Genomic DNA, 12820 nt, shown 5'->3' on the forward strand with positions numbered 1-12820 from the left:
CGGCGACGTCTTCAGGGATGAGGCGAGAGCCTGCCCACGACTGTCATCGAGCAGGTATAGCCATCCAGGAACCCGCCTTTGAATTTCGAGCTGCCGCTGACCGTGATGTCGCCCCTGGCACTTCATCGGCGCGACACTGTTCGGTGATAGCGGCCTTCGCTCGCCCGTCTGTACCCAGGAGTCTCCGCTCCGTGCCGACGCCCCGAGAACCTCTCGTCTACGACGTCACCGTCGAGGCCATGTTTTCCCGCGCGCTGAAGGGACGCCTCAGCCCGCGGCTGAAGGCGCGAGTGAAGGAGGAGGGCATCGATCTGGACGCGAAGTTGAAGCCGAGCTACCCGCGTGAGGTGTGGCTGCGCACGATGCGCCTGGTGGTGGAGGACCTCTACTCGGGCGTGCCCGAGGAGCGGGCCTGGTTCGAGCTGGGTGAGCGGATGGTGGACTCGTTCAGCGAGACGCTGATGGGCCCCGCCATCGTGGGCGTCCTGAAGCTGCTTGGCCCGAAGCGCGCACTGGGGCGGATGTCGCAGACGTTCCAGTACGCCAACAACTACATGCAGTCGAAGTTGGAGGAACTGGGCCCAGGCCGGTTCCGGCTCTGGGTCAACGAAGTGGGAATCTCGCCCCACTTCATCGCGGGCACGGTGTCCGCCACGCTGAGGACCTCTGGCACGGCGAACCCCCGGGTGGAGATTGCGGGGTTCGACGGCCACCAGTGCACCTACGCCATCTCCTTCTGAGCAGGTGGCGCGCCAAGGGCTCGTTCGCCGAGTGGCTCACCGCCCACCTGTTCATCCGTTCGAGACAGGGCCGAAGCCCCGGAGCGGCAGGGTGGGCGCGCGTTGCAGCCAGTTGTCCTTGGGGTAGTGGGCGGTGCCATCGATGAGGTGGACAGAGTAGGCGTGGCGGCTCTTGGACGAGGTGTTGGCGCCGCTCTTATGGGGCAGCAGCCCGTGGAGCACGACCAGCGTGCCCTTCTTCACCTCCAGAGGCACCATTCCCTCGTTGGGCAGGGGAGTGGAGTCCAGCACCTGGAACGCCGTGCCGCCCCCCTCGGCGCGCACGAAGCGCTTCTTCAATCCCAGCGTGTGCCCGCCGGGCAGCGCCCAAAGACAGCCATTCTCCAGCGTGGCGTCCTCCAGCGCGAACCAGAAGCCCAGGCAGGTGGACGGCTCCGTGTACAGGAACGTCGCATCCTGGTGGCAGTTGACCTCACCCCCGATGTGAGGCTGCTTGAAGATGTACATCGACTGGAGCAGCAACGGCTGCTTCAGGCCCAGCTCCGAGGCCAGCCCTGCCAGCTCGGGCGTGCGGGAGAACCTGTCGAAGAGGGGGTCGAGGTCGTGCAGGGCGTGGCCAATCTTGTTGAGGGACAGCGCCTTGTCCTGGCGCAGCGAGCCATCGGGCCGGAAGGCGTCCTCCTCGAAGAAGAAGCGGAGCTCATCCCCCGAGGCGAGGAAGTACTCGTCCGAGGTCCGGGTCTGGTCGCGCGTGGAGAAGACGGAGACAGTCTCCGGCCGGAAGCCGGCTACCAGCTCTTCCGCCCGGGCCTTCAAGGCGTCGCAGGCTGCCGTTGAGACGAATCCGGGCAGCACGAGGAAACCCTGTCGCGCGAAGTCTCTAGCTCGATCCATGTCCACTCCCATGAGGCGGACCGTATCAAAGGACCCGCTGCGTGTAAGTCACCCCTCCGTGCGTTGCCGTTGCTCCCCCTACGTTTGCATGGGTAGGTGGCTGCGTGAGATTCGGTAGAACCAGACGCAGGGCGGACTGGTGGCGCTCGGGGCGGGCCTGCCACGCGAGGAGCTCGAGTGGACGGCGGGTCGGCTGCGCCAGGTGCTGGCCGAGCTGCGGCGCCGGCGCACGGCGTAGAGGGGCGAGCTGGCCGCTGCGCCCTCACGCCAGAAGGAACAAGCGACCTACGCCCGTCTCCGTCTCAGGAACAGCACCAGCCCGAGCCACGCCAACGCGCCGCCCGGCCCCGCCCCACAGCCACACCCGCCTTCGGGAACCTCCGTCCCGGGGTTCGATCCGCCATCCACCGGCCCCGTCCCGCCATCCATCGGCTCGGGAGCGGCGCACGGGCCAGTCCCCACGCACACCCACGTCCCCGCCGAGGCACTCCGCCCCGTCGTGTCGTAGACGACCATGCGGACCTGATGCACCCCTTCCTTCAGCGAGGTCGTGTCCCACCGGTTGTGCTCGCCGCCATAGTGGTAGTGCCCGGAGTCCTGCGCGTCCGTGCTCTCCAGCACTCCATCCACGTAGAACTCCGCTCTCGTGCAGCCCAAGTCGTCCACGCAGTCCCCGTAGAACTCCGCCATCGTTCCGGAGACGACCTCGCCCGGCGCGGGCCGTGTCAGCACCGCCTGTGGCGGCTCGTCCGCCTTCACGGTGACCTGGAAGGACTGCACCGCGTCCGGGCTCACGCCGTTGCTCGCGTACACCGACATGTCCACCGTGCCCACTTCCTGGGGCGTCCAGGTGAGCCAGCCCGTGCTCTCAGCGATGATCGGCCCCTGAATGCTGCTCGTCAGCGAGAACGTCGGCGCGGGTCGCCCCTCCGCCACCACGTCGTAGCGGTATGGCGCTCCCACGACTGCCCGGGTGATGGGCGTAGAGGTGATGGTTGGCTCCAACGGCTCATTGTCCTGCACGGTGACGGACAGGGTGCGTGCGTCCGAGCCCACTGCTGCCACGGTGATCGTCGCTGTGTCCCTCAGGTTGTCCGCGTCCTCGGCGGCTGCCACGGTGACGGTTTGGGGCGTGCTCCAGTTGGACGGGGTGAAGGTCCGGGTTGCGCCTCCACTGACAGAGACATCCGTGTCGCCCGAGGTCCGTGCCACCGTGACGGAGACATTGCTCGTGGGCCGCTTGGACAGCGCCACCGTGAAGGTGCCGCTCCCGCCCTCGTCCAGCGTCAACTCCACGGTGGAGAGCACGAGCCGTGCCCCGTTGTTGTCGATGGAGGTCACCCGGACCGTCTCCGTGTCGAGCCCTGCCGCGGACACGGTGAAGAGCGCGGTATCCGGGTTGATGTCCGCGTCCTCGGCGGCGTCGATCGTGACCGTCTGGAGCTGGTTCCAGTTGGCTGCTGTGAAGCGGAGCTGGGCACCGCTCGAGAGGGTCAGGTCCTCATCGCCCGAGGCCCGCTGCACGTTGACCGTGACATCCGCGGTAGGAGCCTCCGCCAGGCGGACGGTGAAGACGATCCTTCCGCTCTCGACGACCGCGTGGTTCAGCGCCGAGACGATGAGCTTCTGTCCGGGCGCCTCGGGCTTGACCCGGGTGATCCTGTTCGACGTGACCCCCACCACGTACAGCGCGCCGTCCGGCCCCACATCCATGTCCACGGCCTGGTAGAAGTCCGTGCCCCACGAGTCCACCGTGGCCACCGTTCCATCCGCGGCCAGCGTGGCACGCACCAGCCGGTGGGAGTTGTAGTCCCCGAAGAGGAAGTTGCCTCGGTACTCGGATGGGAAGAGCGTGGAGTCGTAGAAGACGCCCCCGGTGATGGAGCCCCCCAGGTGCTGCGTCTTCGCCGTGCCTCCACCACTGTTCGCATCCGGCCCCGCCTGCACCGCCGTCCACTTGTCGGCGCTCGGAGTGCTGGCCACGTACACGGTTCCGTTGAAGCTCGTGTCCGTCACACCGGCCACGGTGATCGCCTCGCCCTTGCGGAAGCCGTGGGTTTCCGTGGTGGTGAAGGTGACGATGCCCCCGCTGCGCACGGCGCCCCCCGAGGTGGTGAGATTGCGCGTATCCGTATTGTTGGTGCGGTACTTGATGGCCGGGGTGATGTAACCCGCTGGCTGGTTGTTCTCGTAGTCGTTGTAGCCCGCGTGGTCTCTCTCGCCGACGACGAAGACCTGCTCGTAGTCCGTCCCCACTGAGTTCACCCACAGCCTCCCCGTGCCCGGCTGGAAGGTGAAGGTGAGCGGGTTGCGGAAGCCGCGCGCCCAGATGTACTCGTTGTTCGGGCCCACCCCGTCATTGAAGGGGTTGTCGTTGGCAGGGGTTCCATCCGGATTGGCGCGGCCCACCTTGGAGGCCAGTGAGGTGAGATCCGCGTCCACCCCTGAGTCGTTGCCCAGGTCGCCAATGGCCCAGTACAGCTTCCCGTCCAGACCAAAGCCCACGGCTCCGCCGTCATGGTTGTTTCCCGCGGTGGGCAGGTTGTCGATGAGCACCGTGCGCGCCGTGCCCACGCCATTGGCATCCGTGTACCGGACAATCTGCTGCTTGGAGGCGGTGGCGGTCACGAACAGGTAGACGTAGCGGTTGACGGCGTAGTTCGGATCGAACGCCATGCCGATGAGGCCGCACTCGCTGTTGGTGTGCACGGACTCCGTCGCGAACACCGTCGTCACCAGCGTGTTGTTCTGGGTGACGAGCTCCCCATCGCGCATCGTCGCGATGCGCACGGTGCCATGCTTGTTGAGGATGAAGAGCCGCCCCGAGCCATCGGGCGCCCACGCCAACCCGGTGGCGTAAGTCAGCGACGAGGAGCTGTAGGCCGTTTCCTGGAAGCCATTGGGAACGGTCGCCAGAGCTGGAGAAGCCAGGAGCGAGAGGAGAGCGAGGCCTGCACGAGATGAGCGCATGCCATGACACTAACAGTGCGGATCCCACTCACTACGTGAGTTCGCCCTCACGCTCTCGTCCCAGAGGCTACAGGCCGCCCATGTCGTAGCTGGAGGGAACGTCCACGTGGAAGGCCACGTCCACGGAGCGCTGCTCGGCGGGTGCGAGCTTCACCTTCCAGGTGAGGAAGCCATCCGTTGTGTTGAGCTCGTGGCCCGCGGTCGTCTTCGACTCCACTTCCACCTTCACGTCCTCGAGCTCGGAGACGGGCAGCTGCTCGGTCACCTCCACCACCTCGGGGCCAGGACGGAAGTTGGCCAGGTCGAGCCGGTAGGTGTAGCGGAAGCGGCGCTTGCCGTCGAACAAGCCCTTGTCGTGGGCAATCTCCTCCACCACCACACGCTCCACGCGCAGCGACTCCTCGAGGCCGAAGGTGAGCTGGAAGGGCCCGCCCTGGGGCACGTGCTCCACGTTCTGCCGGCCGATGTAGCCCGAGGCGCTGAAGAGGTCCACGCTCCCTGGCAGCAGCGCGAAGGGCGCGCTGTTGACGAGTCGAGCCACGCGGAACACCACGGGGCGCAGCTTGGGCACGGCGCGCCAGAGGAAGGTGGCCCGCAGCTTCGTACGTGCCACGCGCAGCCGCACGTCTCCCCCATCGCCTCTCACCTGCGCGAGCTCGGGCACCTGCAGCTGCACGGACAGGCCCTGCGAGGCCGCGAGCAGTGCGCCCTCTTGCTGCACGGGCTCCGCGGCACCGGCCTCGGCATGCTGCTGGTACTCGTCGCGGCGCACCAGCACCTTGCGCTCGCGGCCCTGTTCCAAGGCCGACAACCGCAGCGGCTGCATCGTGGGCGGTGAGGCATTGGCCGGAGGCCGGGCGGTGGAGAGCGCCAGGCGCACCCCCGTCCAGTCCTCGCCCGTGGTCTGCCGCACGGTGGCGTAGGTGGACAGCTCCACCTGGCCCGAAGCCTCGTCGGAGCGCGCCTCGTAGGAGGGCGTCCACCCTGCGCCCCCCACGGTGTAGTCCAGCTCCACCCGGGCCTGGCCAGCGGCGCCGCAGGCCAGCCGCACCTCCACCCGCCGCTCCATCCGCGCCGCCGACTGGGACAGGAAGTTCTCGCGGGCTCGGAGTGCCTCCAGCTCCCGCTGGACCTCGTGCGTGCGGGCGGAGGCCGAGCGCAGGTCCGCCTGAGCGCGCAGCCGCACGTCCAGCGCGGTGTCGAAGGCCTGCGTCCACGCGCGGGTGTCCGGCCGGGGCTCGGCGAACTCGCGCGTCACCCGTGTCACCGCCACCGCGTCGAGCTGCTCTCCCAGCGCGTTGCGCGCCTGGGCCCGTGCGAGGGTGTCCTTGAGCCCGGACAGCTCGTGCTCCAGGGCTTCGCGCTTGTCCCGCAGTGTCTGGAGCTCGGCGCTGAAGGGGCCCTTCACGGCCTGCTCCGAGGCCACGAGGCTCTCCACGGTGGCGGTGTCGGAGCGGGCGCGGAAGGAGGCGGGGTCGGCCGCGGGGGGCAGCGAGTCGAAGACGGCGAGTCCGCGGCCGGAGCATTGTACGGTCTCCACGCGCGTCACCGCGGCTCGGTCCGGATAGACGACGACGGAGGACACCTTCGCGGGGGCGGCGAGCGCCAACATCATCAAGGGCAGGGCGTTCATGGTGGCTCCTTTATTGTCTCTGCTGCAGACGCCAGTTCTTGGGGTGACTCACGGTGTAGCGGAAGGTCACCTCGCGCTTGCTCGAGGGCGGAATGGACAGCCGCCACTCCAGCGTCCCCTTGTCGGCGTCCTGCTCGGCGAAGGGCTCGGTACTGACGAGCTTCACCTCCACATTCTTGTCGTACCGCAGGGGCCACTGGTCATGCAGGCGCACGGACAGCGGGAAGGGGTAGGGGTTGGCCACCTCGAGCGTGACGGCGTACTCGGTGACGTCGTCCTTGCTGATGAAGCCCTTCTCGGAGGTGACGAGCCGCACGTTGCGCACCGGGCGCACCGCCGGGTCGATGCCCAGCGGCAGGGTAAAGGGCTCTCCCGGAGACACGAGCTTGAGCTGGGCCTGGCCCGAGGGGTCCGCGCCCACGAAGAGCTGGGCCTCGCCCCCGGGCAGCACCTGCTTGGACGGACTGCGCAGCTGGGCCACGAGGAAGGCATTGGCGGTGAGAGCGGGAAACAGCTCGCGCTCCACCTGCACGGGCCAGGTCTCGGTGAAGAGGGGCACGCGCCGCTCGCCCTGGCCACTGCGCACCGTTTCGCGGCGTTGCGCGGGGAAGCTCAGCGCCTGGCCTCCCGCGAGCGAGGCCGGCAGCCGTGAATCCAACGAGGGCCTCCGCCAGCCCGCCGGTGGCTCGAGCCCCACTGGGACGTTCACCGGGGGCAGCTCGGGGAACATGGGCGTTCCTCTCCCAGGGCTGCCCGCTCCCAGCGAGTCGACGACGTAGCCCGACTCGATGTGGATGCCCGTGCTGCTGGAGCCCACGTCGATGGTGGGAGGCCTCGCTGTGACTGCGATCGCCTCACTGAGGCTGTCGGGCAGCATTTCCACGTTCACGCGGATGGTGCGCTCGAGGCGCAGCTGAATCTCCGAGCGAGAGAAGGGCCTGAACGCCTCCCTGTCGAAGCGCATCGCATAGATGCCCGGGGGGAGCTCGGGGATGCGGTACTGACCCCGGGCATCCGTCACCACAACCTGCTCGCCCTGGAGGCTGGGCGAGGTCACCGTCACCACCACGTCCATCAAGGGTCTCTTGGTCTCCGCGTCCACGACGGTCCCGACGATGGTGCTTTTCCCGGGTGACGACGGACGTGGGGACTGCTGGGACTGCTGGGCGAGGGGAGGCGTCTGGGCCACGGGAGCGGGGGGCTGGCCCAGCAAGGTAGAGAGCCGCTCGCGTAGTCGGGTGTCCTCGCCCGGCGCCAGGGGAGGCGGAGGAGTAGGGGCGGGGGGGCCGCGCCAGGAGTCGGGGACGGGCGCGGGCGTGGGGATGAAGCGCTCGCGCTGGCCAATCTTCCAGGTGGCGAGCTGGGGCGCGGGCGTGAAGGAGGAGGGCAGGGCGGTGCTGAGTGTGAGCGCCGCATCCTCCCAGTCCTCGCCCGTCTCCTGGCTGACGCGGCCGGCGAAGGCCACCTCCACGCGGTTGGACTCGGGCTCGAGCCGCAGCTCGTAGGCGGGATACCAGCGCGCGCCCTGGGCGAAGTAGGTGAGCGTGAGCGTGGCGGCGCCCTGGCCCGAGACCGTGGCGACCACCTGCAACCGTTCGCGCAGGGACGCGCCGACCGTCTGCCGCGCCTCCTCGCGCCGCTGCGCCCTGTCGCGGATGAGCGTCTCCTCGCGCCAGGTCAGCTCGCGCACCTTCGTCTGGGCGCGGGCGGTGGCCGCCTCCACGAAGTCGGTGGAGGCCTTCCAACCCGAGGCGTCCAGCTTGGGTGCCTCGTTGGCCGAGGGATCGGGTCGCGCCTGCTTGAGCGAGTCGAGCTGCGTGAGGTACGCGGAGCGCTCGGTGCGGATCTGCGTGAGCTGCTCCTCGAAGCGCTCCAGCTCGGCGACGAGCTGGCGGGCCTCGGCGGTGGGCAGGGCCTCGGGAGTTGAAGTGCGCCACTCCACGCGGGTCACCTCGGCGCCCTGGGCTTCTACCCGGAGGCTCGAGGTGTCGACGGCGCTATGAAGTGGGGGGAACTCCACGGCCTGGGAGCCGGAGACGTTCACCCGGGCGGTGCGCACTACACGCGCCCCATCACTGTAGACCGTGACCGAAGTCACGGGGGCCTCCACGGCCGCGAGCCAGAGAGCGGTCAGTGCCGACAATCCAATGACAGACATGCAGAAGGTGTAACGCTTCCCACCCCGTGCGGAGAACCCCCTTTCCGAGGGCGGATGGAAGAATGAGGTAACCGTGATGAAACGATGATTGGACGCCCCGAGCGCTCCATCACGGCGCCCGAGAAAAAATAAATCGGTTCAAAAAAACCCAGGGGTCCTCCCATTCAAGAGGGCGTCACACGACACGACGGCCAGACCTCCCGGGGTGGCGGCGCGGCAACACGACCGCCGCTCACGGGACTCGTCTGGCCTCTCACCTGGGAGGAAGTGCCATGAGTTGGATGATTGCCCTGAGTCTCGCCGCTTCGACGTCGCTCGCGCAGGCGGACGCGCCGAGGCTCGAGTTGTTGCGCACCGCGGGACAGGGCTGGGGCGGTATCGAGGGGCGGACGGAGCAGGTCCGCCTGCACATCGAGACGGAGTCTTCGGAGGTCGAGCTGTTCCGTATCACTGGAGAGGGGGTGGGGACCGTTGCGACGTCGAGGGGCGCCGCGGCGGTCGGAATCGTCGAGTACGAGCGCGAGTGCTTCGCCCCCTGCGACACGCTCATTCCGATGCCGCGCTCGGACTTCTTCATCGCGGGGAGTGGAATCCCCGCCTCCCAGCGCTTCTCGCTGCTGGGCCGTGGGGAGGACATCACCCTGCGTGTGAAGCCGGGCAACTCCGCGCTGAGGTTCCTCGGGTGGACGTCGACCGCGCTGGGGGCCTCCGCCCTGGCGTTGGGCGCGATCGTCCTTCTCGTCGAGGGCATGGGTTCCGGAGGAGTGCCCTCCATCGGGAGCCCGTCACTGGCGGGTGATAAACTCCTGCCGTGGGCCGCGATCGGGGGCGGTGCGGCGTTGCTCGGCGCGGGCATCCCGCTCATTGCCTTCAGCGGGACGCACGTGGAGTTCCTCCCTGGCAAGCCGGCGGCCCTCACCGGGCGGGAGGACCTGTGAGGCGAGCCCTGTTCATGGCCCTCCTGGCCACCTGCGGAGTGCTCGCCGGGTGTGGAGGGGCGCGCGAGAGCGAATGGGTACGCGCCGACAGCAAGACGACGCAGACGCTCGAGTCCATTCACGGCAGCGGCTCGAATGATGTCTGGGCGGTGGGCCGGCTGGGGACCCTCATCCACTGGGATGGCACGCAATGGTCCGTAGTGGATTCGGGCATGAGCGTGGACCTGCACGCGGTGTGGACCGTGGGGCCAAAGGACGCGTGGGCCGTGGGCGAGCGCGGCACCGTGCTGCACTGGGACGGAGTCCGGTGGTCCCGGGTGAACGTCGGAGTGGACAACCCGTTCGTCGACGTGTGGGCCAGTGGCCCGAGCGATGTCTGGATTGTTCCGGGCTCCGGTGGCACCCGCTACTTGAACAGTCCCATGCACTTCGACGGGAAGACCTGGAGTGAGCGCCCTCTCCCTACCGGGTCTGGCGCGAACTCACGCCTGTGGGGCAGTGGCTCTGGAGATGTCTGGCTGATAGGGGCGTCGCTCGACGGCGATTTGCTGCACTGGACGGGGGCGAGCTGGAGCGTCGTGAACCCGGAGGTGGGCTCGGAGCCGGACTGCGTGGACGGGTGGGGGAGCGGACCCGACGAGCTCTGGGTGCTCTGTGACATGTATGCCCTGGAGCCGGCCCTGCTCTTCAAGAATGCGAGTGGCTGGAAGCAGTTGCCGTCGTTCCCCTCGGATGACGTCCCCTCTAATTGGAACGGCCTCTGGGGCGGTGGCGGGAAGCTCTGGCTGGTAGCGAATGGGGGAGTGGTCTGGCACTTCAATGGAAGCGCCTGGATCGAGGAGTTGCGCTGGGACCTGGATGCGCCCGACCTCGAGGCAGTCTGGGGCTCGAGCGAATCGGACATCTGGGCGGTCGGTTCGGATGGGGCCGTCGTGCGGAGGACGAAGCCAGCGTCTCCTTGAGGTGCTCGCGGCTCGGGCCCATGGGGGTTGGGCCCGAGCCGGAGTTTCTCGTTCTTCGGCGGGATGCGGTTCATCCCTTGGCTGACGAGGCGCATTGAACGGTGCGAGAGTGGGGTATTCGTTCCTCCTCGCACCTTTCGGAGCTGGTCGCCGCCGTATGTCCACCGATGTTCCCGTCACCGGAGAGCCTCCGCCCCCCGCGACCGCCTGGTCCCGGCTCCGCGCCCTGGGCGCCCAGGTTGCCTTTCCCGTCGGACTCTTCCTGTTCAGCCGTCTGGCGCTCCTGCTGATCGCGCGCGTGTCGCTCGTGCTGGATGACCGGCTCCACCGTCCACCGTACCGGAGTGTCGGGCCCGTGGGCCTGGAGGCGTTCTGCCGGTGGGACTGCGGCTGGTACTCGGAGATCGCCCAGCAGGGCTACACCCGTCCCCAGGCCACCAACTTCTTTCCGCTCCTGCCCCTGCTCGGACGGCTCGTGCGGGACGTCACGGGCCTGAGCACCGAGGTGTCGCTGGTGGTGGTGGCGAACATCGCCGGACTGCTGGCACTCGTGGTGCTCCACCGGCTCTTCCGGGAGCTCGAGGGCGAGGACGCGGCGCGCACCGCGTTGTTGCTCTTCACGGCCTATCCCTTCGCCTTCTTCCACTCCGCGGGCTACCCCGAGTCCTGGATGGTGTTCCTCACCGCACTCGCGGTGGCGCTGAGTCTGCGCGGACGGCATTGGAGCGCCGGGCTCACCCTGGGCGTGGCCGGGCTGTCGCGCCATCTGTCACTCGTCGCGGGCCTGTCCTTGTTCTTCCAGCAGCTGCGCTCGCGAGGCGGCGGTGTGCGCGCGCTCTGGCACCGGGACCTGCTCGCGCTGCTGCTGCCCCTGCTGCTGACCTCGCTCTACTTCCTCTACCTGTGGCGGACGTTCGGAGATCCCCAGCTCTGGTGGAAGGTGCGCGCGTCAGGGTGGGACGGCGCCTGGGCGGGGCTGGGGCACTGGCTGCGAGGGAACTGGGCCCCCGAGGTCAGTGTCTACGTGGCGGCTTCCTTCATTCCGGGCGCTGGCGCCTTGCTGCTCGCGCGGCACCGGCGCTGGTGGACGCTGGCCGCCTTCGCCATTCCCCTCATGCTGGTGTTGTGGACGGTGGGACTGGTGGGCCTGGGTCGCTACAGCGCCGCGGTTTGGCCCGCCTTCCTGCCGCTGGGTGCCTGGCTCAGCCGCCAGCCCGCGTTGCGCGGACCCGTGGTGCTCGGCTTTGCCCTCTTCCAGGGCATGCTCGTCTTCCTCTTCGTCCACTCCTATCCCATCAACTGACCCGGGCCGGCGGCCGGAGCGCCTCATCCGTTCGTCTTCGAGGCTCCGGCCTTGCCACGGCTCAGCACGCGCTGGGCCGCGAGCACCGCGAGGAGCGCCAACGCACCGGCCACGATGCCCACCACGGCGTTGGCCAGCGGGGACGTGAGTGCATTCAGCAGGCCGCCGACTCCGGGCACCTCACCCGCGCGGTGGGCCAGGTCCTCGGTCGCATGGTGCAGCGGGGCGATGCCGTGCGCGATGATGCCGCCGCCGACCAGGAACATGGCCGCGGTGCCGGCGACTGACAGGCCCTTCATGAGGTACGGCGCCCCCTTCAGGAGGCCCCAGCCCAGGCCGCGCTGGAATTTCGCCCAGCCGCCGTTACCCGTCCGCCGGGAGAGGAAGAGTCCCGCGTCGTCCAGCTTCACGATGCCCGCCACCAGTCCGTAGACGCCTACGGTCATGAGCAAGCTCACGCCGACCAGCGCCATCACCTGCGTCATGAACGGCGCGGTGGCGATGACGCCGAGCGAGATCACGATGATCTCCGCCGAGAGGATGAAGTCGGTGCGTACCGCGCCCTTGATCTTGTCCTTCTCGAGCGCCACCAGGTCGACGGTTGGATCGGCCAGAGCCTGGGTGAGCTCGGCGTGGTGCGCGTCGTCCTCGGCCTTGCTGTGCAAGAACTTGTGCGCCAGCTTCTCGACGCCCTCGTAGCAGAGGTACAGGCCGCCGATCATCAGCAGCGGCGTCACCGCCCAGGGCACCAGGGCGCTGATGGCCAGCGCCGCGGGCACCAGGATGGCCTTGTTGACCGCCGAGCCCTTGGCCACGGCCCAGACCACGGGCAGCTCCCGGTCGGCGTTGACGCCGGAGACCTGCTCGGCATTGAGCGCAAGGTCATCGCCCAGCACGCCCGCGGTCTTCTTCGCGGCCACCTTGGTCATCACCGACACGTCGTCGAGGATGGTGGCGATGTCGTCGATCAGGGCGAGCAGGCTGGATCCGGCCAAGTGTGGGCTCCTTAAAGTTGGAGCGCAGAATAAGGAGATCCGGGGCCTTTTGGGGAGAAGATGCTCAGCCGCCGCTTCATCTCCTCGGGGCACTGTCCGTGAATCGCTTTCCACGTCCGCGCTCCGGCGTCGATGCGGATGTCGAAGTCAGGATCGCCTCTGGCGGGGTCGACGCGCTGCGTCTGTGCCGGGCCGAGCCCGCACGAAAAAGAAGATGAAATAAGCTA

The 12820-nt window shown here is 68.3% G+C and carries 9 protein-coding genes; 4 read left to right on the plus strand and 5 right to left on the minus strand.

Features of this window, described 5'->3' with window-relative positions:
* The first annotated feature begins 191 nt into the window (after positions 1 to 191).
* A complete protein-coding gene (locus OV287_RS22740; RefSeq protein WP_267536135.1) occupies positions 192 to 740 on the plus strand; it encodes a DUF2378 family protein in 549 nt (182 codons plus the stop codon).
* Between the two features lie 51 nt (positions 741 to 791).
* Here the strand turns inward: OV287_RS22740 and OV287_RS22745 are convergent, their stop codons facing one another.
* From OV287_RS22745 to OV287_RS22760, 4 genes are all read right to left on the minus strand, one after another.
* The gene (locus OV287_RS22745) at positions 792 to 1634 is read right to left on the minus strand and encodes a phytanoyl-CoA dioxygenase family protein (protein WP_267536136.1); all 843 of its coding nucleotides are present in this window, start codon (positions 1632 to 1634) and stop codon (positions 792 to 794) included.
* A 285-nt stretch (positions 1635 to 1919) separates the two neighbouring features.
* Positions 1920 to 4604 (minus strand): PQQ-dependent sugar dehydrogenase, encoded by a 2685-nt coding sequence (locus OV287_RS22750; RefSeq protein ID WP_267536137.1) that lies wholly within the window; start codon positions 4602 to 4604, stop codon positions 1920 to 1922.
* Positions 4605 to 4671: 67 nt separating this feature from the next.
* The gene (locus OV287_RS22755; protein WP_267536138.1) at positions 4672 to 6237 is read right to left on the minus strand and encodes a mucoidy inhibitor MuiA family protein; all 1566 of its coding nucleotides are present in this window, start codon (positions 6235 to 6237) and stop codon (positions 4672 to 4674) included.
* Positions 6238 to 6247: 10 nt separating this feature from the next.
* Positions 6248 to 8335: a mucoidy inhibitor MuiA family protein gene (locus OV287_RS22760; protein WP_267536139.1), complete on the minus strand. Its 2088-nt coding sequence runs from the start codon at positions 8333 to 8335 to the stop codon at positions 6248 to 6250.
* Between the two features lie 332 nt (positions 8336 to 8667).
* On the opposite strand from OV287_RS22760, the gene OV287_RS22765 reads away from it, so the two are divergent.
* From OV287_RS22765 to OV287_RS22775, 3 genes are all read left to right on the plus strand, one after another.
* Entirely contained in the window at positions 8668 to 9333 is a 666-nt protein-coding gene (locus tag OV287_RS22765; RefSeq protein ID WP_267536140.1) for a hypothetical protein, read from the plus strand.
* Between the two features lie 14 nt (positions 9334 to 9347).
* Positions 9348 to 10295 carry a beta propeller repeat protein gene (locus OV287_RS22770; RefSeq protein ID WP_267536141.1) on the plus strand — a complete coding sequence of 316 codons (948 nt, stop codon included), beginning with the start codon at positions 9348 to 9350 and terminating at the stop codon, positions 10293 to 10295.
* A 157-nt stretch (positions 10296 to 10452) separates the two neighbouring features.
* Positions 10453 to 11598 carry a mannosyltransferase family protein gene (locus OV287_RS22775; protein ID WP_267536142.1) on the plus strand — a complete coding sequence of 382 codons (1146 nt, stop codon included), beginning with the start codon at positions 10453 to 10455 and terminating at the stop codon, positions 11596 to 11598.
* A gap of 23 nt (positions 11599 to 11621) precedes the next feature.
* Here OV287_RS22775 and OV287_RS22780 read toward each other — a convergent pair whose 3' ends face one another.
* Positions 11622 to 12593, minus strand: coding sequence for a DUF808 domain-containing protein (locus OV287_RS22780; RefSeq protein ID WP_267536143.1), 972 nt, complete (start codon positions 12591 to 12593; stop codon positions 11622 to 11624).
* Positions 12594 to 12820: the final 227 nt, after the last annotated feature.

Origin of the sequence: Archangium lansingense (genome assembly GCF_026626635.1) — a bacterium.
Lineage (GTDB): Bacteria > Myxococcota > Myxococcia > Myxococcales > Myxococcaceae > Archangium > Archangium lansingense.